This window comes from Streptomyces sp. CB00455 (genome assembly GCF_001905445.1).
Taxonomy (GTDB): domain Bacteria; phylum Actinomycetota; class Actinomycetes; order Streptomycetales; family Streptomycetaceae; genus Streptomyces.
Genome location: NZ_LIVQ01000005.1, coordinates 372,381 through 395,854, shown reverse-complemented (window position 1 = coordinate 395,854; position 23,474 = coordinate 372,381). Strand labels below are relative to the sequence as shown.

The window sequence follows — 23,474 nt, the reverse complement described above, 5'->3', positions numbered from 1 at the left end:
CCCTTCAGCGGCGCTCCCGGGGCCACACCACCTTCAGCTGCGGCGAGGTGAGGATGTCCCGCTCGCAGAACCGCGAGGTCACCCACCGCTCCTGTGAGAACAGCCTGGTCTGGTCGGCGTAGTACGGCGACACCGGATTCGAGCACTGTCCGTACGTCAGCAGGGTGCGCGCCACCGGGCAGCGGCTGCCGTCCCAGCCGACAGCCTGGATGCGGCTGGAGCCGTGCACCACCTCCGGGTGGCCCCCGGCCGCGGCGTTCCACGGCGCCTCGATCTCGTTCCAGACGCCCAGGGCCTCCGTACCGCCTCCCACCGGGAGCTTCCGCCCGCCCCGGACCACGACTGGTGCGCGCCCAGCGGCGCGTCCAGGGCGATCCCGGCCGCCGTCAGCTCCTGGACCGTGTCCGCGAGGGCCCGCCCGATCCCGGGCGCCGCCCGGTCGAGCGTGCGCGGCGTGCGTACCGGATCGTCCGCCGAGAACGGCACCAGACACAGGTCCTTGGCCGCGGTCGTCGCCGTCAGCCTGCGCCAGAACCGGTCGAAGAGCAGCGCGCCCCGGTTGGAGCCGTCCGCCGTCCGGTCCCAGCGCGCCAGCACCGCACAGGCGGCCGAGACGTCCACGGCGGCGCCGTCGCCCGCCGTCGCCGCGCCGCCCGGCAGGGCCGCGCAGGCCGCCGCCGCGTCGGCCGCCGCCAGGCCACCGGCCGGCACCCGGTTGGCGAACTGCTGTCCCTGCAGGTCGGCGACGGTCAGCCCGCCCTTCGAGGCCATCGCCGCCACGTCTTCGACCGCACCCCGGGTCCGCATCGAGCACTGCGTGGCGACATTGCCCCAGATCCGCTCGTACCCGGTCAGCGGCCGGTCCGCATTGGCCAGCCAGGCGCTGTCCTTGGAGTTGGCGAAGTCCGTGAGCACCCTGCGTTACGGGCGGGTGTGTCGGTCACGTCGTCGTCCTCGACCCCGTCCACCCCCGCGTTGGCCGTCTCCTGGACTGGCGACTGGCCGGCGTCGTCGTCGTAAGGATCGTCCATGCCGTCCTTCAAACCGGCCTGTTCCCCCGTGCCCTCACCGCTCAGCGACGCCGCATTCGATGCATCGGGGCCCAGCGCCCCGCCCCCGGCGGCGTCCTCGGTGCTCTTCCCGGACTTGTTCTCCTCCTGGGCCGTCTCCTGATCCGGGGACCCGCCGGTGTCCTCGTACGGATCGTCCGCCCCGCTCTTCGTTCCGCCCGCGCCCTCGTCCTTCGGCGGGGGTGGCGGTGGTGGCGGTGGTGGCGGGACGTCGGGGCCGTAACCGTGGTCGCTCATCGGCACTCCTTCTCGATGCAGCTGACCAGCCGGGGAAGTGCGGAGGTGAGTGCCTCGCCGACGCAGGCGAGGTGGAAGGCGCGCGCGATCTGGGACTCGGTGAGGCCGCCGGTGAGGGCGAGGACGGCTGCGCGCAGACCACTCGCTCGGACATCGCCGACTCGTCCGTGGAGGCGGTCGTCGGCGTATTGGGGGAACTCCTGGATTTCGGCGATCCGGTCGGCCGGCGTGGTGGAGGGCGGCGCGGCGCAGTACGGGGCGGGTGCGGAGCGACATACCTCCCAAGTAGCCTGTGGGTGGGCGAAGTTGCCCGTGCAACAGCCCGTGCAACAGGCGGTGCGTACGTGCCCCCACACTCATGCAGGCAGTCCGATGATCTGTCAACATCCCGTTCGGTATCCAGGTCGTTGACCTGGGCCCGCGGGGAGGCGAGGATCACCGCATGACGACGGCAGTGCGGCACAACACGGTCGACGGACTGGTCCGCGACAGCGCCCGGCGGGTCCCCGGCCACCCCGCCGTCCGCTACGGCGGCCGGAGCTGGACCTACGCCGAGCTCGACGCGGCCGTGACCACCGGCGCGGCCGTTCTGCGGCAGCGGTACGGCCTGGACCGCGGCGACCGGGTGGCCACCTTCGCCCACAACTCCGACGCCTACCTGCTCGCCTTCCTCGCCTGCGCCCGCGCCGGGCTCACGCACGTCCCGGTCAACCAGAACCTCATGGGAGGGGACCTCGCGCACATCCTGGACGACTGCACGAGCGCCCTGGTGCTGGCCGACCCGGATCTGGCCGGGCGCATCCCCGAGGGGTACCCCGTACGGCTGCTGCGCGACGCCCCGGGTTCCTTCCTGGCGGAACTGGCCGAGCCGCTCGCCTTCGAGCCCGACCGGGACCAGGACGGGGTGGCGCAGCTGCTCTACACCTCCGGCACCACGGCCCTGCCGAAGGGCGCGGTGATGACGCACAGGGCGCTCGCGCACGAGTACGAGAGTGCCATCGAGGCACTGGACCTGGCCGAGGAGGACCGGCCCGTGCACGCCCTGCCGCTCTACCACTCGGCGCAGATGCACGTCTTCCTGCTGCCGTACCTGGCGGTGGGGGCCGAGAACACGATCCTGGACGCCCCGGTCGCCGAGCAGGTCTTCGACCTGGTGGAGGCGGGGCGGGCGGACAGCCTCTTCGCGCCGCCGACCGTGTGGATCGCCCTGGCGAACCATCCCGGCTTCGGCCGCCGCGAGCTGGGCGCGCTGCGCAAGGCATACTACGGGGCCTCCGTCATGCCGGTGCCGGTGCTGGAGCGGCTCCGGGCCCGGCTGCCCGGCCTCGCCTTCTACAACTGCTTCGGCCAGAGCGAGATCGGCCCGCTGGCCACGGTGCTGGGGCCGCGGGAGCACGAGGGACGGATGGAGTCCTGCGGACGCCCGGTACGCCACGTCGAGGCGAAGGTGGTCGACGAGGGCGGCGCGGAGGTAGCGCCCGGGACGGCCGGCGAGGTGGTGTACCGCTCGCCACAGCTGTGCCTCGGGTACTGGAACGACCCGCAGGCCACGGCGAGGGCCTTCCGGGACGGCTGGTTCCGCTCGGGTGACCTGGCGGTCCGGGATGACGAAGGGTACTTCACGGTGGTGGACCGGGTGAAGGACGTCATCAACTCGGGCGGGGTACTGGTCGCCTCCCGGCAGGTCGAGGACGTGCTGTACACCCACCCGGCGGTGGCCGAGGCGGCGGTGGTCGGCCTGCCCGACGAACGGTGGATCGAAGCGGTGACGGCGGTGGTGGTGCCGCGCGGGGAGGCGGGAGCGGTGACGGAGGCGGAGCTGATGGCGTACGCGCGGGAGAGGCTCGCCCACTTCAAGGCCCCCAAGCGGGTCCTGTTCGTGGACGCCCTCCCGCGCAACGCCAGCGGCAAGATCCTCAAGCGCACCCTGCGCGACCGCTTCACGCAGCCGCCCGCGACGCACTGACGCTCCGGCACCCGCGGGGGCTCGGGCCGCGGAGCCGGAGGCGTCTGCGGGTCGACGTCCGTGCCCCGGCCGACCGGCTCCCGGGTGCGGGCTTCCTCGCGGGCGGCGGCCGCGGGGGCCGCGACGAAGTCGACCGCGTCGTCGCCCGGCACGAGCCGCAGCGGCGTGTGCCGCAGCGGCGTGTGCCCGCCCGGTGCCCATCGCCGCGAGGAGGGCGGCTGCGGCCTTGACCGGGTCGGCGGGCTGTCTGCCGTCGCCGTCCGGGAGCCCCCGGCGCACCGGCGCACCGGCCCGACCACGTCTCCGAGGCGGGCAGCGCGCTCGCGGCCTCGTGCAGCGCTTCACCGCCGGCGAAACCCGTGCGCGACGACCCCGGCTCCACGATCAGGGCCCTGACCCCGAATCCGGCGGCCTCGCCGGCGAGCGCCCCGGTCCAGCCCCCCCAGGGCGAACGTCGTCGCGCCGTACCTGCCCGACGCCGGGGAAGGCCGGGCGCCCGCCCGTACTGCTCCTCTGCTCCTGTGCTCCTCTGCACCGCACCGCACCGCCCGCCGTGCGCCGTGCCGGTCATCCGTCTTCCGGGTCGCCAGGGGCGGGCGCGGGGGCGTCTTCCGGGGGGAGGTGTCCGCCGCGCCGCAGCCGCCGCAGGGTCAGGTGCTCGTGGAGGATGCGGCCCACGAGGGCTCCGCCGTAGACGACGAAGCCCACACCCACCAGCCAGGACTGCACGACCAGCAGCGTGCCGAACGGGCCGTAGGTGACCGCGTTCGAGGCGATCAGCGGCGAGAACACCAGCTGCGAGAAGAGCCGCAGGCCGAGCAGGCCGACGCTGGTCGCGACCGCGCCCGGCACCAGGGCCCGCCAGCGGACCCGGCCGCCGAGCAGCAGCCGCTGCGAGGCGACGAAGAACAGGCAGGTGCCGAAGAGATCACCGACCGTGCCCACGACCGTGCCGGCGGCGTCGTCCGACGGAGCGGGGATCAGGACGAGCAGGGCCAGGTAGCAGACCAGCAGGGCGAGCCAGACCACGTGCCGCCACATGGTGTGCCAGCGGGCGGTCGTCAGGTCCCAGACCTTCTCGTAGCCGGTCTGCACGGCCGAGCCGAAGGTCAGGCCGAAGACGGCCAGGGCGGCCAGACCGAAGGCGGTGGTCCGCTCCAGCGCCAGGTCCGCCGCACCGAACACCATCTCGACCCGGACCCGCGAGGACCGGGCCACCCCGAGGGCCTGGCCGAGCCAGCGGCCGAAGCCCGAACCGCTGCCGGGCGCGGCGGCCGCCACGACCACCAGCAGGGGCACCAGGGTCAGGAAGCCGAGCGCCGCGAAACCCATCGCCCGGTGCATGAGCTCCAGATCCCGGCCGCGGCTCCAGGCCAGCCCCGCAGGGGAGCCCTGGAGCCGGTCGTAGAGCCGCCGGAGGATCGAGGTCACGACTCATGCACTACCCGGAAGGGCCCACCGGCTCCCGGGACCCGGCCCGAAATGGGCCCGAAGGGGTGGTTTCAGCTGCTCGCAGGCGCGTCAGGGGCGTCCCCCGTCTGCGGGGTGCCGCGCAGGTCCACCAGCCGCTTGATCTTGCCCACCGAACGCTCCAAGGTCTCCGGTTCGACCACCTCGACCTGGACCGACACCCCGATCCCCTCCTTGACGGCCCGCTCCACGGCGGCCCTCGCGGCCTCGCGCCGGGCGGCGTCCTCCTCGCGGCGCGCCTCCACCCGTACCGTCAGGGCGTCCATCCGGCCCTCCTTCGTCAGCCGCAGCTGGAAGTGGGGCGCCAGACCGGGTGTGCGCAGGAGGATCTCCTCGATCTGCGTCGGGTACAGATTCACCCCGCGCAGGATGATCATGTCGTCGCTGCGGCCGGTGATCTTCTCCATCCTGCGGAAGGCCGGGCGGGCGGTGCCGGGCAGCAGCCGCGTCAGGTCCCGGGTGCGGTAGCGGACGACGGGCATGGCCTCCTTGGTGAGCGAGGTGAACACCAGCTCGCCCGGCTCGCCCTCCGGCAGCACCTCGCCCGTCAGCGGGTCGACCACCTCCGGATAGAAGTGGTCCTCCCAGATGTGCAGACCGTCCTTGGTCGACGCGAACTCCTGGGCCACGCCCGGTCCCATCACCTCGGACAAGCCGTAGATGTCCACGGCGTCGATGGCCAGCCGCTCCTCGATCTCACGCCGCATCTCCTGCGTCCACGGCTCCGCGCCGAAGATCCCGGTCCGCAGCGAGGTCGAGCGCGGGTCGATGCCCTGGCGCTCCATCTCGTCCAGCAGGGTCAGCATGTAGGACGGGGTGACCATGATGACCTCGGGCCGGAAGTCCTGGATGAGCCGGACCTGGCGGTCCGTCATTCCTCCCGAGGCAGGCACGACCGTACAGCCCAGCCGCTCCGCGCCGTAGTGCGCGCCCAGGCCGCCGGTGAACAGTCCGTACCCGTAGGCGATGTGCACGATCTGGCCGGGCCGGCCGCCCGCGGCGCGTATGGAGCGGGCGACGACATCCGCCCACGTCGCCAGATCGCCGTCGGTGTAGCCGACCACCGTGGGGCGCCCGGTCGTGCCGCTGGAGGCGTGCAGGCGCCGCACCTCGGTGCGCGGCACGGCGAACATCCCGAAGGGGTACTGGTCGCGCAGGTCGGTCTTGGCGGTGAAGGGGAAGAGGGCGAGATCGGCGAGCGAGCGGCAGTCGCCGGGATGGACGCCGGCCTTGTCGAAGGACTCCCGGTAGAACGGGACCCGCTCGTAGGCGCGGCGCAGCGTCGCGCGCAGCCGCGTCAGCTGGAGCGCGGCCAGCTCGTCGCGGCCGAGCCGCTCGCCCTCGTCTTGCAGTTCCGCGTGCGCCGCCATGCCCGTCACCCCATCGTGAGTCACCCGACCGATCATTCGGTAGATTGCCAGTAGTCGGGCCGCCGGGGCAATGACTCGAACGAGTGATCGTCCGGTGGTGCGGTCCGCGAGCCGCAGGTCACCCGGCGCCCCGCGCCCCGCGCGCGCCGCCCGCGCCCCGCGCGACGCCCGCGGCGGGGCGCTCACCCGGAGGCGGGTGTGTGCGCGCCGTCCTCCTCCGTCGCCACCGCCTTGGCCCACCGGTAGTCCGCCTTGCCGCTCGGGGAGCGCTGGATGGCGGGCACGATGGCCAGCCGGCGCGGGATCTTGTACCCCGCCAGCCGGGTGCGGCAGTGGCTCTGGATCTCGCTCAGACTCGGCTCCGGCGCCCCCGCGCGGAGCTGCACCACCGCGGCGACGTGACTGCCCCAGGTCGGGTCCGCGACCCCCGCCACCAGCGCGTCGTACACGTCCGGGTGCGACTTGAGCGCCTGCTCGACCTCCTCCGGATACACCTTCTCGCCGCCGGTGTTGATGCACTGCGAGCCGCGCCCCAGCACCGTCACGATGCCCTGCTCGTCGACGGTCGCCATGTCCCCGAGCAGCACCCACCGCTCCGCGCCCTTCCGGAAGAAGGTCTCCGCGGTCTTGGCCGGGTCGTTGTAGTAGCCGAGCGGGACGTGGCCGCGCTGCGCCAGCCGCCCCGGCTGCCCGGCCGGCACGGGCTCGTGCGTCACCGGGTCCACCACCTGCGTACGGTCGTTGACCTCCAGCCGGAAGCCCCGCTCAGGGCCCGAATCGTTCGTCGCCCGCCCGTTGGACCCCGACTCCGAGGAGCCGAAGTTGTTCAGGAGCAGCACGTCCGGCGCGAGCCGCTGGAACTCGGCGCGCACCGTCTCCGACATGATCGCGCCGGATGAGGAGACGCTGAACAGGGAGGACAGGTCGGTCCCGGCGAGCGGGCCGTTCAGCGCGTCGATGAGCGGCCGCAGCATCGCGTCACCCACCAGGGACACGCTGGAGACCTTCTCCTTCTCGATCGTCCGCAGCACCTCCTCGGGCGCGTACTTGCGGTGGATCACCACCCGCTGGCCGTAGTTGAAGGCGATGAACGAGGTCAGCGTGGACGTGCCGTGCATCAGCGGGGGAGCGGGGAAGAAGGTGAGGCCGGCGCCGCGCGCCGCGACCCGCTCGGCCAGCTCCTCGGGTCGCTTGACCGGCTCTCCCGAGGGATCGCCGCCGAAGAGGCCGGCGAAGAAGAGGTCTTCCGCCCGCCACATGACGCCCTTGGGCATGCCGGTCGTACCGCCGGTGTAGATGATGAACAGGTCGTCGGCGCTGCGGGGCGCGAAGCCGCGGCCGGGCGAACCGGCCGCCTCGGCCTCGGCGTAGGCGACCGGGGTGATCGCGGGCTCCGGAGCCCCGTCGGGAGCGGCGCCGACGCGGACCAGGTGGCGCAGCCGCGGCGTCTGCGGCAGCGCGGCCGCGACGCGCTGCGTGAACTCGCCCTCGAAGACCAGCGCGGCGAGGTCGGCGTCGTTGTAGAGATAGACCAGTTCCTCCTCCACGTACCGGTAGTTGACGTTCACCGGCACCAGCCGGGCCTTGAGGCAGGCCAGGACGGTCTGCAGGTACTCGACGCCGTTGTAGAGGTGCAGGCCCAGGTGCTCGCCGGGCTCCAGCCCGCTGTCCAGCAGGTGGTGGGCGACGCGGTTCGCCGCCGCGTCGAGCTCCGCGTAGGTGAGGCGGCGCTCGGCGCCGGTCCCGGGGTGGTCGACGTACACCAGGGCCTCGCGGTCCGGGACCACGTCCACGACCGACTCGAACAGGTCGGCAAGGTTGTACTCCACCGCTCCTCCTGACCCCCGGAAGGGCCCGTCGCCGGGCCCTGACTGGTCTGTTCCGGCGGTCATTAGAGCGCTGCCGCCCACAAGTGGGAAGGGAGCCGCCCAAGAAACCTGACTGAGTGTCAGAAAACTATTGAACTGCACCCGCCCCTACTGCAACCTGTTCTAGGTCTTGAGACGGGAGGACGGCAATGGGTGGGACGGAACACCTGACCGTGGAACGGCACGGCGCCACGCTGGTACTCACCATGAACAGACCCGAGGCGAAGAACGCGCTCTCGCTGCCGCTGCTGGTCGGGCTCTACGACGGCTGGCTGGAGGCCGACGCCGACGACGAGGTCCGCTCCGTGGTGCTGACCGGCGCGGGCGGGGACTTCTGCGCCGGCATGGACCTCAAGGCCCTCGCCGGCCGGGGGATGGCGGGCGACCACTACCGGGACCGCCTGACGGCCGACCCCGACCTGCACTGGAAGGCCATGCTGCGCCACCACCGGCCGCGCAAGCCGGTGATCGCGGCGGTGGAGGGGTACTGCGTGGCAGGCGGCACGGAGATCCTGCAGGGCACCGACATCCGGGTCGCCGGGGCGGGCGCGACCTTCGGGCTGTTCGAGGTCAGGCGCGGGCTCTTCCCGATCGGCGGCTCCACGGTGCGGCTGCCGCGCCAGATCCCGCGCACCCACGCCCTGGAGATGCTGCTGACCGGGCGCCCGTACGGCGCGCAGGAAGCGGCACGGATCGGACTGGTCGGGCGCGTGGTGCCGGACGGTACGGCGCTGGAGGCGGCGCTGGAGATCGCGGAGCGGATCAACGCGTGCGGGCCGCTCGCCGTGGAGGCCGTGAAGGCATCGGTCTACGAGACCGCCGAGCTGACCGAGACCGAGGGGCTGGCCGCCGAGCTCGCCCGGGGGTGGCCGGTCTTCGACACGGCGGATGCGAAGGAGGGGGCGCGGGCCTTCGCCGAGAAGCGGGTCGCGGTGTACCGGCGCGAGTAGGTCCCGCCGGGGTCCTTGGCGGACCTGGGTGGTGCGGGGTGCGGGGTGCGGGTGCGGCGCCGTTGCCGGGGCTCCGCCCCGGACCCCGCGCCTCAAACGCCGGCGGGGCTGGGTCGGCCCCCCGCCTCGAACGCCGGCGGGGCTGGATTGGCCCCCGCCTCGAGCCCCNGGTCTACGAGACCGCCGAGCTGACCGAGACCGAGGGGCTGGCCGCCGAGCTCGCCCGGGGGTGGCCGGTCTTCGACACGGCGGATGCGAAGGAGGGGGCGCGGGCCTTCGCCGAGAAGCGGGTCGCGGTGTACCGGCGCGAGTAGGTCCCGCCGGGGTCCTTGGCGGACCTGGGTGGTGCGGGGTGCGGGGTGCGGGTGCGGCGCCGTTGCCGGGGCTCCGCCCCGGACCCCGCGCCTCAAACGCCGGCGGGGCTGGGTCGGCCCCCCGCCTCGAACGCCGGCGGGGCTGGATTGGCCCCCGCCTCGAGCCCCGGGGGCGGGGGTGGATGGGACCCCGGGGCTCGTGTGCCGGCCGGGGTGGAAGTGCGTTCGGAATCGTTGTCGACACCATCGGAGATGCCCGTCATGACAGCACCCTCCCCGCCCGGTCTGCTCCGGGCGCCGCTCGTCGTCGAGTTCCCCTTCACCCGGTCCCTCGGGCCCGTCCAGTCCGCCTTCCTCACCGGGCTGCGCGAAAGGGTGCTGCTCGGGGTCAAGACCTGCGACGGCAGGGTGATGGTTCCGCCCGTCGAGTACGACCCCGTCACCGCCGAGGACATCCGCGAACTCGTCGAGGTCGCCGCCACCGGCACCGTCACCACCTGGGCCTGGAACGGCCGGCCCCGCCCGAACCAGCCGCTGGGCACCCCCTTCGCCTGGGTCCTGGTCCGGCTCGACGGCGCCGACACCGCCCTCCTGCACGCCCTCGACGCGCCCGGGCCGGAGGCCGTCCGCACCGGCATGCGCGTCCGGGTGCGCTGGGCCGCCGAGCGCACCGGGGCGATCACCGACATCGCCTGCTTCGAGCCGTGCGACGGAGCCGACGGCGGCCCGGCCACCCCTCACGACGGAGCCTTCGCGGACCCCGTCACCGGCATCGTCGCCGAAGCCCGACTGGACTACACCTACAGCCCCGGCCGCGCACAGACCGCCTACATCAACGGCCTCTCCCGGCGCAAGACCATCGGCGAGCGCTGCCCCTCCTGCCACAAGGTGTACGTCCCGCCGCGCGGCGCCTGCCCCACCTGCGGGGTCGCCACCACCGACCAGGTCGAGGTCGGCCCGGCGGGCACGGTCACCACGTACTGCATCGTCAACATCAAGGCGCGCAACCTCGACATCGAAGTCCCCTACGTCTACGCCCACATCGCCCTCGACGGCGCCGACCTCGCCCTCCACGGCCGGATCGGCGGCATCCCCTACGACCAGGTCCGCATGGGGCTGCGCGTCGAACCGGTGTGGACCGAAGGCGGCCGCTACCCCGACCACTACCGCCCCACCGGCGAACCGGACGCGGACTACGACGCGTACAAGGAGCTCATCTGATGGCCCGATACGCCCGTGAGGTCGCGGTGGTCGCCTTCGCCCAGAGCGACCACCTGCGCCGCACCGACGAACTCAGCGAAGTCGAGATGGTCATGCCCGTCCTGCACCGCGTGCTGGCGCAGACCGGCCTGAAGGCCGGCGAGATCGGCTTCACCTGCTCCGGGTCCAGCGACTACCTGGCCGGACGCGCCTTTTCCTTCACCATGACCCTCGACGGCGTCGGCGCCTGGCCGCCGATCTCCGAGTCGCACGTCGAGATGGACGGCGCCTGGGCCCTCTACGAGGCCTGGGTCAAGATCCAGACGGGCGAGGCCGACACCGCGCTCGTCTACGCGTATGGGAAGTCCTCGCCCGGACCGGTACGCGACGTCCTCACCCGCCAGCTCGACCCGTACTACCTCGCCCCGCTCTGGCCCGACTCCGTGGCCCTGGCAGCCCTCCAGGCCCAGGCCCTGATCGACGCCGGCGAGACCGACGAGGGCGCCCTGGCCGCCATCGGCGCCCGCAGCCGCGCCGCCGCGACGGCCAACCCGCACGCGCAGCTCACCGGCGCCGTCCCCCAGGGCGACTACCAGGTGGCGCCGCTGCGCACCGGGGACTGCCCGCCCATCGGCGACGGAGCGGCGGCCGTCGTCCTCGCCGCCGGGGACACGGCCCGCCGGCTGTGCGGGCGGCCGGCCCGGATCACCGGCATCGACCACCGCATCGAGCCCCACGGCCTGGGACTGCGCGACCTGACCGACTCCCCCTCCACCCGGATCGCGGCCCGGCACGCCGGGGTCTTCGAGGGGCCCGTGGACACGGCGGAACTGCACGCGCCGTTCTCCTCGCAGGAGGTCGTCCTGCGCAAGGCCCTCGGACTCGGCGACGGCGTCGCCGTCAACCCGTCCGGCGGTGCGCTCGCCGCCAACCCGCTCATGGCCGCGGGCCTGATCCGGATCGGCGAGGCGGCGGCACGCATCCACCGCGGCGAGTCCGACCGGGCCGTCGCCCACGCCACCTCCGGCCCCTGCCTCCAGCAGAACCTGGTCGCCGTCCTGGAAGGGGACCGAACATGACCACATCGGGCAAGGAGCCGGTTGCCGTCGTCGGCATCGGCCAGACCAAGCACGTCACCGCCCGCCACGACGTCTCCATCGCCGGGCTGGTCCGCGAGGCGGCGGCGCGCGCCCTCGCGGACGCCGCACTGACCTGGGCGGACATCGACGCCGTCGTCATCGGCAAGGCCCCCGACTTCTTCGAGGGCGTGATGATGCCCGAGCTGTACCTGGCCGACGCGCTCGGCGCGGTCGGCAAACCGATGCTGCGCGTGCACACGGCCGGCTCGGTCGGCGGTTCCACGGCCCTGGTCGCCTCCCACCTCGTCGCGGCCCGCGTCCACCGGACGGTCCTTGCCCTCGCCTTCGAGAAGCAGTCCGAATCCAACGCCATGTGGGGCCTGTCCCTGCCCGTCCCCTTCCAGCAGCCGCTGCTCGCCGGCGCGGGCGGCTTCTTCGCCCCGCACGTGCGCGCCTACATGCGGCGCACCGGCGCCCCCGACACGGTGGGCTCGCTGGTGGCCTACAAGGACCGGCGCAACGCACTGAAGAACCCCTACGCGCACCTGCACGAGCACGACATCACCCTGGAGAAGGTCCAGTCCTCGCCGATGCTGTGGGACCCGATCCGCTACTCCGAGACGTGTCCCTCCTCCGACGGCGCGTGCGCGATGGTCCTCACCGACCGCGGGGGCGCCGCCCGTGCGCCCGAACCGGCGGCCTGGGTGCACGGCGGGGCGATGCGCAGCGAGCCGACCCTCTTCGCGGGCAAGGACTTCGTCTCACCGCAGGCGGGCAAGGACTGTGCGGCCCACGTCTACCGGCAGGCCGGCATCACCGACCCGCGCCGTGAGATCGACGCGGTGGAGATGTACGTCCCCTTCTCCTGGTACGAGCCGATGTGGCTGGAGAACCTGGGCTTCGCAGCCGAGGGCGAGGGCTGGAAGCTCACCGAGGCCGGCGTGACCGAACTCGACGGGGACCTCCCGGTCAACCCGTCCGGTGGCGTCCTGTCCACCAACCCCATCGGCGCCTCCGGCATGATCCGCTTCGCGGAGGCGGCCCTCCAGGTCCGCGGCCAGGCCGGGGAGCACCAGGTCCCCGGAGCCCGCCGGGCCATGGGACACGCGTACGGGGGCGGTGCGCAGTTCTTCGCGATGTGGCTGGTGGGGGCCGAGCCGCCGGCCTCCTGAACGCGGCGGGGATCCCGGCTGGTGTCCCACCGGCCACCGGTGGCGCGCGGTGGCCTGTGCGGCACCGGCCGCGGTGGCTAACCTTGGCCCCGGACGACGTACCGGGAGGAGCACGCACGTGGCCGAGAGCATGACTTCACGACCCCTCGCCGGCTGGGGCAAGCCGGACCTCGATCTCACCGGGGCGCACTGGCAGTCGAGCAGCCGGGGGGCGGGTGACGTCCAGATCGCCTTCGTCGAGGGCTTCATCGCGATGCGCAACAGTGAGCGCCCCGAGAGTCCTTCGCTGATCTTCGCGCCGGACGAGTGGCGCAAGTTCGTGCTGAACGCGCGCGGCGGGGAGTTCGACCTGACGTGACCCCGAGGCGTAGTCCGGCCTGATGCAGTCCCGGGCCGGCCGGTCGGCGGCCCGTGCACACGGGCCGCCGACCGGCCCCGAGCGTGCGCCCGCCACGAGTCGCGCGCACGGAGTGATGCCGCCCGCCCGGGCGCGTGGCGCAGGGCGCATGCACCGCGCGATGCCGCCCGGGCGCGCGGTGTAGGCGCATGCACCCGCACGACGCCGCGCGGGCCCCGGACAAGACGCGCGGGCACCGCCGGACACCGCGGGACACCGCGGGCGCGGCGCCTGTTGCCTTGCCCGCGTGCCGGGCGCCCGGCATCATGGGCGCCATGACGATCATCCGCCGAAAGGGCGATGCCGCGTAAACGGCCCGGCGCGCTGCGCGCCGAACGAGGGACGCACGAAGGCCGCCGCCCGCCCGCGTGGGCCCGCGAACTCCCGCCCGTGGACCGGCTGTCGGCAGTCGCCGGCGCCGGAGTCCACTGGACTTCGCCCCAGCACGCCGAGATGGTTCCGTATCTACTGGGCATGTACCGCACGTTCCTGCGAACCCCGGGCGACCGCCTGCGGCCCGTCCCCTCGCAGTGCCCGGCCTGCCCCGGCTGCGCCCGGGACGACGTAGCCGTGGTCCGGGACGAACTCGTCGAACTGCACCAGTCGTTGGCGCCCGTGGCCCGGCTCGCGCTGGGGCGGGTGCTGCGCGCGCTGGACGAGGAGTTCCGCCGCCGCACCCTGCCCGCTCCCGTGCCCCCGCACTCCGTCGACCGGCAGGGGCGTCCCCGTGCCTGGTGGCACCACCGGCTCTACGAAGGGGACTGACCCGGCGGCGACACCCGGCGCGACGGGGAGAGGGAGGGAGAGGACGGGAGGGGACGGGAGAGAGCGGGAGACCAGCGGGAGACGAGGGGGCTCTGGGTAGGGTGGCGCCATGAGTGGCGAGAGCGACCTGCGGAGACTGCTGAGCGGCATGCGACCCGAGCTGAACGAGGGCCGCTACGTCTTCTGCACCGTCCCCGGCACCACCGTCCCGCCGGGCACCGCTCCCGTCGCCACCGTCCTGGAGCCCGAGGGACTCACCCTGGTCCTGCGCCGCGAGGACGCCGACGCCGCCGGCCTCGCCTACGACTACACGGCCGCCTGGATCACCCTGCGGATCCACTCCGCCCTCGACGCCGTCGGCCTCACCGCCGCCTTCGCCACCGAGCTGGGCGCACACGGCCTCAGCTGCAACGTCATCGCCGGCCACCACCACGACCACCTGTTCGTGGCCGCCGACCGCGCCGCCGAGGCCGTGGCCGTCCTGGAGGACCTCGCGGCACGCTCCGCGCGGGAGTGAACCACGGACCCGGGCGATCACGACCACACGGCCCCGGACCCGCCCCCCAGCCCGCCCCGGACGGCCCCGGAAGCCGGACGTCCGACGAGCCCGGGGAGAGGCCCACGCGGAGCCCGGCCCCCACCCGGGCGGCGTCCCGGCCGTGGGATCCGCCCCCGGGGCCCCACCACCCGGGCGGCGGCCGACCGTGGGACCCGCCCCCGGCCTGGCCCGGCCTGGCCTGGCCCCTTCTCCCGCAGCCGCCTTCCGGTCACGGCCCCGCGGGTCCCAGGGACCGCGCCCCGCACCCGCGTCCGCACCCCGGCCGGGCCGCCCCGAGGGACCGGGCGGGATCCCGGCGGGATGGCCCCCGGGCCGGAAAACTCCGCCCGGCCACGTACCATGGCGGCATGTCCTTCCTCCGCCGCCACCGCGCCGCCACACCCGCCGGCCCGGACTTCGACGTCCTGGCCATGGACCCGGGGGACTGGCCGGGCAACCTCGGGGCCGGGCTGCTGCCCGCGCCCGACGGCAGCTGCCAGGGCGTCTTCCTCCGCTATGACCTGTTCGGCGGACGCGGCCCCGCGATGATCATCGGCAACCTCCCCGAAGGGTCCCCCGCCCGGGACCTCTCCGACGGCCAGGTTCCCTTCGAGGTGGCCCAGCTCCTCGACGCCCTGGAGAACGACGAGGACGTCGAGGTCACCGGCGCCGAGGACTGCCCCGTCATGCAGGGCGACAACCTCCTCATCGTCCGGAAGATCAAGCTGTCGGAGTCCCGTATCTCCTGCGTGCAGTTCGACCGCAGCGACAACGTGCTGGTCACCATCGCCAGCTGGGACCGTCCGATCACCGATGACCTCTACGCCCTCCTGAAGCCGCTCCCCGCCGAGCTCTTCCAGCAGGGCTAGCCCTTCCGGCAGGGCCAGCCCGCCCGGGTCCCCAGCCGCTGCCGCGGCCGCCCCACCCGTACGTCACGCGTCCGCGATGTCGTTCGCCGCCACGTAGCCGAACGTCATCGCGGGACCGATCGTCGATCCGGCCCCCGCGTAGCTGTGGCCCATCACCGCCGCACTCGCGTTGCCCGCCGCATACAGCCCCCGGATCACCGAGCCGTCCGCCCGCAGGGCACGGGCCCGCGCGTCCGTCACGATGCCGCCCTTCGTCCCCAGGTCGCCCGGCACGATCCGGAAGGCGTGGAACGGGGGCGCCCAGACGGGCGCCAGGCAGGAGTTCGGCTGCACCCCCGGGTCCGTGTAGTAGTGGTCGTAGGCCGTGTTCCCCCGCTGGAAATCGGGGTCGGTCCCGTTCCACGCCTGCGCGTTGAACCGGTTGAGAGTGGCACGCAGCGCGGCCGCGGGCACCCCGATCCGGCCGGCCAGCGCGTCCCAGGTCCACGCCTTCGCCGCCGCACCCGTCTCGTACCAGGAATCGGGGAAGGGCAGGGTCGGCAGGACGTCCTTGAACAGATACTTGTTGCGATAGTTCTGGTCGACGATCAGCCAGGCCGGGATGTGCGAGCCCGGCGCGCCCCGGTCCTTCTCGTACATCACGTGCACCACGTCGCTGTACGGCGCCGCTTCGTTCACGAATCTCGCGCCCTTGCCGTTCACGATCAGCCCGCCCGGCAGGGTCCGTTCGGCCAGGCAGAAGTACGGCTCCCCGGGCAGCGGGATCGTCGGACCCCACCACGCGTCCTCCATCAGGGCCAGCGCCGCCCCCGCCCGCGCACCGGCCCGGATCCCGTCGCCCGTGTTCTCCTTCGCACCGACCGACCACTGCGTGCCGATCGGCTGCTGCTGGTACTGCGCCCGCATCTGCGCGTTGTGCTCGAACCCGCCCGAACCGATGATCACCCCGCGCCGGGCCCGTACGGTGCCCCGAAGGCCCTCCTTCTCCACCACGACCCCCGTCACGGCTCCGCCCGCACCGCCCTCCTGGACGAGGTCCACCAGCGGACTGTTCAGCCACACCGCCGCCCCCGCCCGCTGCAGCCCGACGCGCAGCCCCGCCGCCAGGGCCTGCCCCATCGTCAGGGGTTTCTCACCGCGCAGCGCCGCCTTCGTGCCGCGCGCCAGGCATTCGGTGGAGACGGCCAGGCCCCTGGCGTTCACCGCAGCCAGGTTCAGCCACTTGTAGTCCTGGCTGAAGACGACCATTCCGGCCGGTACGGGCATGTACGCCGGGTTCAGCCGGTCCAGTTCGGAGCCGAGGAGGCGGCCGTCGATCTGGTCCGGTTCGATGGACCTGCCGTTGGGAAGCCCGCCCGGGAGGTCGGGGTAGTAGTCGCTGTACCCCTCCATGAAACGGAAGCGCAGCGGGCTGTACGCCATCACGAGATCCAGCATCCGCGGACCGTTGGCGAGGAAGGCGGCCTGCCGGTCGGCCGGCACCGCGGGACCGACCACGGCCGCCAGGTAAGCCGCCGCCTTCTGCGGGGTGTCCGGCACCCCCGCGCCCAGGAGCACCGAGTTGTTCGGCAGCCAGATCCCGGCCCCCGAGCGCGCGGCGGACCCGCCGAAGGTCGGCGCCTTCTCCACCACCAGCACGCTCAGGCCCCGCGCGGCGGCGGTCAGCGCGGCGGTCATCCCGGACGCCCCGGACCCGACCACGACGACGTCGTACTCGCCGAGAAGGGGCCCGTCCTGGGCGCCCTCGGCCCGGGCCGCGGAGGCGGGCAGCACACCGGCCGCCAGCACCCCGGCGCCGGCTCCGGCGAGGACCGTCCGGCGGGAGGTGGCGGCGGACGGGGAACTGCTGGGTGAGGCGGGGCTCGCGGTCATGGGCAGGCTCCAGCGGCGTCGGGAAGCAGGCGGCGTCTCCAGCATTTCTGATGCTGAGTCAGCAAAGTGTTCGGGGGATCATGGGATGTCAAGGCATCCGGCGCCGCCCCGTGCCACGCAACGGACCCCGCCCCGCGGTCCGTACCACGCAGCGGGCCCACGCCCCCGTGCGACGCAACCGCCCCCCGCTCCCGCCGCCTCCCGCGCCCCCGCGTCGCGTCCGCGCACGAGTGAAGTCCCGCGGCAAGGGCGCCACGGGACTTCGCGATGTCGGGTGATGCGGCGCCTTCAGCGCGTGCCGACCGCCGCACGCACGGCACGGCGGGCCATCCCGGCGTCGTCGTGCAGACGGCGCAGCAGCAGCCGCTGCTCCTCTCCCGAGGACAGCGCGCCCCCCGACGCGGGCTGGGCCGGGGCGGTCGCCAGCATCGAGCGCTGGACCGCCGTCTCCGACATCCGGATCTCCCGGGTCAGCACCAGCATCAGGTTGATCAGGAAGGCGTCCCGCACCGCCGGACCGGCCGACTGGGCGAGACGGCTGATCTGGCTTCGCGCGGCCGGGGCGTCGCCCAGCACCGTCCACAGCGTCGCCAGGTCGTAGCCCGGCAGGTACCAGCCCGCGTGCTCCCAGTCGAGCAGCACCGGCCCGGCCGGGGACAGCAGCAGGTTCGACAGGAGCGCGTCCCCGTGGTTGAACTGCAGGGCGGTGCCCGACAGTTTCACGCCGTGCAGCAGTTTCTGCAGGTCCCCGAGGTCCCGGTCGGTCAGCAGGCCCAGCTCGGAGTCACGTGCGATCCGCCGCCCGTAGTTCAGCGGGGTCCCGAACAGCTCGGCCGGCGGACGCCACTGGTTGACCCGGCACACCGCGCCGAGGGCCGCCCGCAGGTCGACCCGCGGCGGAGCCTCCACGGGGTGCCGTTGCAGTGCCGCGACCCGGCCCGCCATCCGTTCGACCACCAGCGTGCAGTTCTCCGGATCCGCGGCGATCAGCCGCGGCACCCGGACCGGCGGGCGGTGTCGCACGAACGTCCGGTACGCGGCCATTTCGTGCCGGTAGCGCTCGCGCCATTCGGGCGAGTGATCCAGTAACACCTTCGCGACGGCGGTCATGCGTCCGGTGGTGCCCACCAGGAGGACCGAACGGCCGCTGCGCCGCAGCACCTGGACCGGCGCGAACTCCGGACAGATGCGCTGCACCGAGGCGAGGGCGGTGCGCAGCTGCGCGCCCTGCGGCCCCGACAGGTCGATCCGTCCGCTGAGCGGCTGCGGTCCCGGGCCCGGCAGCCGGCGCGCCCTCACAGCGCCCTGCGCCGGAGCCGCGGAACGGCCGGGTTCGAGGTAGGGGCCGCCGCCGCCGGCCGGGAGCGTGCGGTGCGGCCGGACCGGGGCGGACACGGAGGACGTTGCTGCGTACATGGCGTTACGGATCCCTTCGTGCGCCGACGAGTTGCATACGCCGCCCCGCCGGATCCCGTGCTTCACCCTGGGGAGTTCCGCCGGTGACCGGGTCGGGGAGGCGCATTCCTACCTGACACCCGGTGAAGGGTGGCGGACCACGAAGCGTGCCCTGGCGAAGCCTGGCGAATAGTCGCTCGGCATCTGACGCCGGGTTACTGTCAACTCAGCCGAGAACCTGGGGGCTTGACGTGAGCAAAGGTCCAAACACCCGCTTGAACGACTTGTTCGGCCTGGCCGGCTGGTCGAAGGGCGAACTTGCGAGGATGGTCAATCGGCAGGCGGCAGCCATGGGCCACCCCCAGCTGTCCACCGACACCTCGCGGGTACGGCGCTGGATCGACATGGGGGAGACCCCGCGCGAGCCGGTGCCCACGGTACTGGCAGCACTGTTCACCGAGCGGCTCGGTCGTGTCGTGACCATCGAGGACCTCGGGTTCGTACGGCAGCGGCGCACCACCAGACGGCAGCCGGACGGGGCGCAGGAGAACCCCGACGGGATGCCCTGGGCGCCCGAACGCACAGCCGCGGTCCTCACCGAATTCACGGGAATGGACCTCATGCTCAACCGTCGCGGTCTGATGGGCGCGGGCGCGGTGCTCACCGCCGGCTCCGCCCTCGCCAACGCCATGTACGACTGGCTCCACACCGACCCCGCCCAGTCCAAGGAAGCGCACCGCTTCGGGGACTCCTTCCAGGCCGACCCGGCGGGATACGACCGCTACGACGCCGCCCCGATCGGCTCCCAGGAGATCGAGGCGCTGGAACGTTCGGTGGAGGTGTTCCGCGCCTGGGACGCCTCCAGGGGAGGCGGTCTCCAGCGCAAGGCGGTCGTCGGGCAGCTCAACGAGGTGGGCGGAATGCTCGCCTACCGCCACCCCGACCACCTCCAGCGCCGGCTGTGGGGAGTGGCGGCCAACCTCGCCGTGCTCGCCGGCTGGATGTCGCACGACGTGGGGTTCGAACCCACCGCGCAGAAGTACTTCGTCATCGCCGCGCACGCCGCCCGCGAGGGCGGTGACCGGCCGCGCGCCGGCGAGGCGCTCTCCCGGGCGGCCCGCCAGATGGTCCACCTCGGCAAGCCCAACGAGGCGCTCGACCTGATGAAGCTGGCCCAGTCCGGCTCCGGCGAGCAGACCCTGCCGCGCACCCGCGCCATGCTGCACACCATCGAGGCGTGGGCGCAGGCGGCCATGGGCAAGGGCCAGGCCATGCGCCGCACCCTGGGCGAGGCGGAGGAGCTGTTCGTCTCCGACAAGGGGGACGTCCCACCGCCCAGCTGGATGCAGCACTTCGACGAGGCCGACCTGCACGGGATGGAGGCGTTGGCGTACCGCACCCTCGCCGACCACGACGCCGCGGCGGCTCCGGTGGCGGCGCGCCACGCGAAGGAGGCCCTGCGGTTGCGCGGGGACGGCCACCAGCGCTCGCAGATCTTCGACTACATCTCGATGGCCTCGGCCTGTTTCATCGCCGACGATCCCGAACAGGCCGACCGTTACGCCCGTCTGGCGCTGGTGTCCATGAACGAGACCTCCTCGCACCGGACGTGGCACCGGCTGCGCGAGATGTACCGGCTGACCGGCCAGTACGCCGGGTACGGGCGCATCGAGGACCTGCGCGAGGAGATCGAGATGGCTCTCCCCGACAGCCCGGCTCCGGTTCCGCGCGGTTCGGACGTGTAAGGGGAAAGGCGTGGAATGCGACGAGAGGGGCCGCGCCTCATGGCGCGGCCCCTGAAGACCCGGTGTCGCCCGTGAGGCCGCGGACCGGCTAGGAGCCGACCCGGGCCACCAGGACGCAGGCGTCGTCCTCGCGCTCGCTGTGGCCGAACTCCTCGGTCACCACCCGTACGCAGTCCTGGGCGGATGGCGCCGCCGAGAACCGCGGCGCCAGCGCCAGCAGCCGTCCCGTCCCGTCGGCCCGGCCGAACTCGATGCTGCGCGGTGTCAGTCCGTCCGTGTACAGGACGAGTACGTCGCCCGGCTGGAGCCGTTCCTCGGCCTGCCCGTAGAAGGCTCCGGAGGTCGCCCCCAGCAGCACGCCCTCGGGCGGGACCAGGGAACGGCCGGAGCCGCGGCGGAAGAGCAGGGGGGCCGCGTGTCCGGCCTGTGCCCAGGAGAGCGCGCGGCGGGCGGGATCGTAGCGGCAGCAGACGGCCGAGCCGAGCACGGGCTGGACGGAGTTCTCCAGGAGCTGGTTGAGCCAGCCCATCAGGGGGCCCGGTTCGATGCCCGCCATGGCCATCCCGCGCAGGGCGCCGAGCACCATCGCCATCCCGGAGGTGGCGGCCACGCCGTGCCCGGTGAGGTCTCCGACCGTCAGCAGCGATCGGCCGTCGGGCAGTTCGAGCGCGTCGTACCAGTCGCCGCCGATCAGCGCGCTCGTGGCGGCCGGCAGGTAGTGTGCGGCCACGTCCAGCGCGCCGGCGCTGCCGTACGGGAACCGCAGGGAGCCGCGCCACGGGGGGAGCACGGCTTCCTGCAGCTCGACCGCCAGCCGGTGCTCGGTCTGCGCGATCGCCCGGCGGCGCTGCAGCGAGTCACTGGACTCGCGCACCGCGCGCTGGCTCCGGCGCAGGTCACTCACGTCCCGCAACAGGGCCCACATGGAGGCCGTGCAGCCGTCGGAGTCGAGTACCGGCTCGGCCCTCATGTGCAACGTCCGGACCCGGCCGTCGGTCCGGACGATGCGGAACTCACCGTCGATGGGTCTGCCGTCCACGAGGCAGGCGGTGACCCAGGCGGTGAGCAGCGGCTGGTCCTCGGAGAAGAGGGTCGAGCCCAGTTCGTCCAGCGGGAGCGGGCCCGCCTCGGGTGACCGGCCGAAGATCTGGAACATTTCGTCGGACCAGCTGACCTCATCGGTCAGCAGGTTCCACTCGGCGCTGCCGACGCGGGGCTGCGGCTCGGGCTCCGTTGCGGTGTCCGGCCGCGGGGGCCCGACGGTCTCGGGCGCGGGCGGCAGGCCCTGCCTGAGCTGGTCGAGGTGCTCGCGGAGGTCGTCGAGGTGGTGCACGGCCAGATCGCAGAGCGCCCGCTGCCAGCGGCCCTGGGCGTCGTCGTCCACGACGGTGTCGCGGCGGACGGCGTCCACTTCGCCCCGCAGGCGCCGGGTCTGAGAGATCAGCGCGTCCACCGGCCCCGGCTCGGGTGGTTGCGCGGGACGGTCCGCGAACAAGTGGGACGGCATGAGGACTCCGATACAGGCGCGGCACGGCCAAGTCTGGAGGAAAGACCGGTGTCGACTGTGGCACAGGCGCCGACGGCCTGTAAGGCGTTTGGCAACATCCGGAGCAGCGTTGCTCCTGGCATATGCCTAGGGCCTTCCGCGGTCTTGCGCGCGTACGAACGATTTCGGTCAGCCGAGGTCAGAGCCCTGTGATCGTCCCCGGCGCTCCCTCCCGGCCGGTCCGCTGGTCGAGACGCGGACCGGACTGCGGCGCCGGGGAGCGGGCCCGGAAGGGGCGGCCGGAAACCGGCCTCGGCGCCTGCGCCGATCGATCGCACGGCCGAGGTGTGCGGCGCTCCGTCCCGTCCGGTGGATCCGGTCAACGCCTCGCGCGAAATCCCCCCGGAGGAATGAACTCGGCCCGCGTCTCCCCGGGGGCGAGCGCGCGGGTGACACAGGCACCAAAAGGGATGAATGGCGCAAATCATGCACGATCATTCCCCCATGAGGCGTATCCATGCGAAACGCGTGCTCGTCGGCGAACCGCTCGACACCGCGCGCCTGGGCGAGACCCTGCTGCCCAAACGGCTCGCGCTGCCGATCTTCTGCAGCGACCCGCTCTCCTCGGTGGCCTACGCCACCGAGGAGATCCTGCTGATCCTCGCCCTCGGCGGCGTCGCGCTGCTCCACCTCACCTGGTACGCGGCCGCCGCCATCGTCTTCCTGCTCGTGGTGGTCATCGCCTCCTACCGCCAGACCTGCCACGCCTATCCCGGCGGCGGGGGCGCCTATGTCGTCAGCGCCGAGAACCTCGGTCCCACCGCCGCCCTGACGGCCGCCGGCGCCCTGCTCGTCGACTACGTCATGACCGTGGCGGTCTCCGTCGTCTCGGGGGTCGCCGCGATCACCTCGGCGATCCCCTCGCTGGGCGACCACGAGGTCTCCATGTCGGTGGGCTTCGTGGTCCTGCTGACCTCGTCGCCTCGATGCAGGCCCCGACCATGAAGGCCCTGGGCTACGCGCAGGCTCTGCGGCCCGACACGCTGACGGCCGTCACGGTCGCCGCGGACGAGGCGGACGCCGCCCGGCTCCGCGAGGAATGGGCGCGGCACGACCCGGGCCTGCCGCTGAAGATCCTGCACTCCCCGTACCGCGAGGTGGTGCGTCCGGTCCTGGCCCACGTACAGGAACTGGCCCGGGACACCTCGACGGACGTCCTGTCGGTGGTGATCCCCGAGTACGTGGTGGGGCACTGGTGGGAGCAGCCCCTGCACAACCAGAACGCCCTGCGGCTGAAGGCGCGGCTGCTGTTCACCCCTGGGGTGGCGGTGATCGACGTCCCCTATCTGGCGGCGTCGGCGAAACCACCGCAAGCGCCCGATGACCCGGCCGCGCGCTAGGCGTACGCACCCGCAGGGTCGTCAACGCGGGGCGTGCAGCCGGTCCAGTTCGAGGCGCAGGACGGCGATCCGGTCCTGCTGCCGCTCCGCCGCGTAGAACTCGTGGGCGGCCCTGAGGTCGGCCTCCCGGGCTTCGGCGGCGGCCAGCTCGGCGGTCAGCCGGGCGGTCGGCCCGGCCGCCGGACCGGCCGCCGGACGCGCGGCCGGGCCCGTGGCCGGAAGATCCCGGACGGGTCGGCCGGAGCCGGTCCCGCCGGTGTCGGCGCGGTCGGAGGGGGGCGGCGTGCGGCCGTTGGCCATGGTCTCTCCCG

At 73.3% G+C, this 23,474-nt stretch carries 20 protein-coding genes and 3 pseudogenes; 13 read left to right on the top strand and 10 right to left on the bottom strand.

The window, feature by feature from the left end; genetic code table 11:
• Positions 1 to 4: 4 nt before the first annotated feature.
• From AMK16_RS22020 to AMK16_RS35855, 3 genes and pseudogenes are all read right to left on the bottom strand, one after another.
• Positions 5 to 897, bottom strand: a pseudogene (locus AMK16_RS22020) (penicillin acylase family protein); the annotation flags it as partial.
• A complete protein-coding gene (locus tag AMK16_RS35860; protein ID WP_143196851.1) occupies positions 852 to 1,307 on the bottom strand; it encodes a hypothetical protein in 456 nt (151 codons plus the stop codon). The gene AMK16_RS35860 and the pseudogene AMK16_RS22020, both read right to left, overlap by 46 nt.
• The gene (locus tag AMK16_RS35855) at positions 1,304 to 1,663 is read right to left on the bottom strand and encodes a hypothetical protein (protein WP_143196850.1); all 360 of its coding nucleotides are present in this window, start codon (positions 1,661 to 1,663) and stop codon (positions 1,304 to 1,306) included. The genes AMK16_RS35860 and AMK16_RS35855 overlap by 4 nt, the downstream gene beginning before the upstream one ends.
• A gap of 86 nt (positions 1,664 to 1,749) precedes the next feature.
• Here AMK16_RS35855 and AMK16_RS22015 point away from each other — a divergent pair, with 86 nt between their 5' ends.
• Positions 1,750 to 3,273: a fatty acyl-CoA synthetase gene (locus AMK16_RS22015; RefSeq protein ID WP_073918367.1), complete on the top strand. Its 1,524-nt coding sequence runs from the start codon at positions 1,750 to 1,752 to the stop codon at positions 3,271 to 3,273.
• Positions 3,274 to 3,840: 567 nt separating this feature from the next.
• Here the strand turns inward: AMK16_RS22015 and AMK16_RS22010 are convergent.
• The 3 genes from AMK16_RS22010 to AMK16_RS22000 form a co-directional block, all read right to left on the bottom strand.
• Complete coding sequence (locus AMK16_RS22010) at positions 3,841 to 4,704, bottom strand: YhjD/YihY/BrkB family envelope integrity protein (RefSeq protein ID WP_073918366.1); 864 nt, start codon at positions 4,702 to 4,704, stop codon at positions 3,841 to 3,843.
• Between the two features lie 71 nt (positions 4,705 to 4,775).
• Entirely contained in the window at positions 4,776 to 6,113 is a 1,338-nt protein-coding gene (gene paaK / locus AMK16_RS22005; RefSeq protein ID WP_073918364.1) for a phenylacetate--CoA ligase PaaK, read from the bottom strand.
• A 182-nt stretch (positions 6,114 to 6,295) separates the two neighbouring features.
• Positions 6,296 to 7,942, bottom strand: coding sequence for an acyl-CoA synthetase (locus AMK16_RS22000; protein ID WP_073918363.1), 1,647 nt, complete (start codon positions 7,940 to 7,942; stop codon positions 6,296 to 6,298).
• Positions 7,943 to 8,130: 188 nt separating this feature from the next.
• Here AMK16_RS22000 and AMK16_RS21995 point away from each other — a divergent pair, with 188 nt between their 5' ends.
• The 9 genes and pseudogenes from AMK16_RS21995 to AMK16_RS21955 all read left to right on the top strand — a co-directional run bounded on the left by AMK16_RS21995 (position 8,131) and on the right by AMK16_RS21955 (position 15,265).
• Positions 8,131 to 8,931, top strand: coding sequence for a crotonase/enoyl-CoA hydratase family protein (locus AMK16_RS21995; RefSeq protein ID WP_073918361.1), 801 nt, complete (start codon positions 8,131 to 8,133; stop codon positions 8,929 to 8,931).
• 169 nt (positions 8,932 to 9,100) lie between these two features.
• Positions 9,101 to 9,245, top strand: a pseudogene (locus AMK16_RS37385) (crotonase/enoyl-CoA hydratase family protein); the annotation flags it as partial.
• A gap of 261 nt (positions 9,246 to 9,506) precedes the next feature.
• Entirely contained in the window at positions 9,507 to 10,466 is a 960-nt protein-coding gene (locus tag AMK16_RS21985) for a Zn-ribbon domain-containing OB-fold protein (protein WP_073918875.1), read from the top strand.
• The gene (locus AMK16_RS21980; RefSeq protein ID WP_073918358.1) at positions 10,466 to 11,524 is read left to right on the top strand and encodes a thiolase domain-containing protein; all 1,059 of its coding nucleotides are present in this window, start codon (positions 10,466 to 10,468) and stop codon (positions 11,522 to 11,524) included. The genes AMK16_RS21985 and AMK16_RS21980 overlap by 1 nt, the downstream gene beginning before the upstream one ends.
• Positions 11,521 to 12,696 carry a thiolase domain-containing protein gene (locus tag AMK16_RS21975; protein WP_073918357.1) on the top strand — a complete coding sequence of 392 codons (1,176 nt, stop codon included), beginning with the start codon at positions 11,521 to 11,523 and terminating at the stop codon, positions 12,694 to 12,696. Before AMK16_RS21980 ends, AMK16_RS21975 begins: the two co-directional genes overlap by 4 nt.
• A 130-nt stretch (positions 12,697 to 12,826) precedes the next feature.
• Positions 12,827 to 13,054, top strand: a complete 228-nt coding sequence (locus AMK16_RS21970) for a DUF397 domain-containing protein (protein ID WP_443333596.1) — start codon at positions 12,827 to 12,829, stop codon at positions 13,052 to 13,054.
• 339 nt (positions 13,055 to 13,393) lie between these two features.
• Positions 13,394 to 13,858 carry a hypothetical protein gene (locus AMK16_RS21965; protein ID WP_143196849.1) on the top strand — a complete coding sequence of 155 codons (465 nt, stop codon included), beginning with the start codon at positions 13,394 to 13,396 and terminating at the stop codon, positions 13,856 to 13,858.
• Positions 13,859 to 13,967: 109 nt separating this feature from the next.
• Positions 13,968 to 14,375: an ACT domain-containing protein gene (locus AMK16_RS21960; protein ID WP_073918352.1), complete on the top strand. Its 408-nt coding sequence runs from the start codon at positions 13,968 to 13,970 to the stop codon at positions 14,373 to 14,375.
• A 389-nt stretch (positions 14,376 to 14,764) separates the two neighbouring features.
• Positions 14,765 to 15,265, top strand: a complete 501-nt coding sequence (locus AMK16_RS21955) for a hypothetical protein (protein WP_073918350.1) — start codon at positions 14,765 to 14,767, stop codon at positions 15,263 to 15,265.
• 63 nt (positions 15,266 to 15,328) lie between these two features.
• Here AMK16_RS21955 and kstD read toward each other — a convergent pair whose 3' ends face one another.
• Both kstD and AMK16_RS21945 read right to left on the bottom strand, forming a co-directional pair.
• Entirely contained in the window at positions 15,329 to 17,137 is a 1,809-nt protein-coding gene (gene kstD / locus AMK16_RS21950; RefSeq protein ID WP_073918349.1) for a 3-oxosteroid 1-dehydrogenase, read from the bottom strand.
• Between the two features lie 288 nt (positions 17,138 to 17,425).
• Entirely contained in the window at positions 17,426 to 18,553 is a 1,128-nt protein-coding gene (locus tag AMK16_RS21945; protein ID WP_073918347.1) for an aminoglycoside phosphotransferase family protein, read from the bottom strand.
• Between the two features lie 230 nt (positions 18,554 to 18,783).
• Here AMK16_RS21945 and AMK16_RS21940 point away from each other — a divergent pair, with 230 nt between their 5' ends.
• Entirely contained in the window at positions 18,784 to 20,277 is a 1,494-nt protein-coding gene (locus AMK16_RS21940; RefSeq protein WP_073918345.1) for a DNA-binding protein NsdB, read from the top strand.
• 88 nt (positions 20,278 to 20,365) lie between these two features.
• On the opposite strand, the gene AMK16_RS21935 is transcribed toward AMK16_RS21940, so the two are convergent.
• Positions 20,366 to 21,784 (bottom strand): PP2C family protein-serine/threonine phosphatase, encoded by a 1,419-nt coding sequence (locus tag AMK16_RS21935; RefSeq protein ID WP_073918344.1) that lies wholly within the window; start codon positions 21,782 to 21,784, stop codon positions 20,366 to 20,368.
• Positions 21,785 to 22,267: 483 nt separating this feature from the next.
• On the opposite strand from AMK16_RS21935, the pseudogene AMK16_RS37380 reads away from it, so the two are divergent.
• Positions 22,268 to 22,738, top strand: a pseudogene (locus AMK16_RS37380) (amino acid permease); the annotation flags it as partial.
• An 11-nt stretch (positions 22,739 to 22,749) separates the two neighbouring features.
• Positions 22,750 to 23,163, top strand: a complete 414-nt coding sequence (locus tag AMK16_RS37375; RefSeq protein WP_073918341.1) for a hypothetical protein — start codon at positions 22,750 to 22,752, stop codon at positions 23,161 to 23,163.
• Between the two features lie 21 nt (positions 23,164 to 23,184).
• Here AMK16_RS37375 and AMK16_RS21920 read toward each other — a convergent pair whose 3' ends face one another.
• Positions 23,185 to 23,463: a hypothetical protein gene (locus tag AMK16_RS21920; RefSeq protein WP_073918339.1), complete on the bottom strand. Its 279-nt coding sequence runs from the start codon at positions 23,461 to 23,463 to the stop codon at positions 23,185 to 23,187.
• Positions 23,464 to 23,474: the final 11 nt, after the last annotated feature.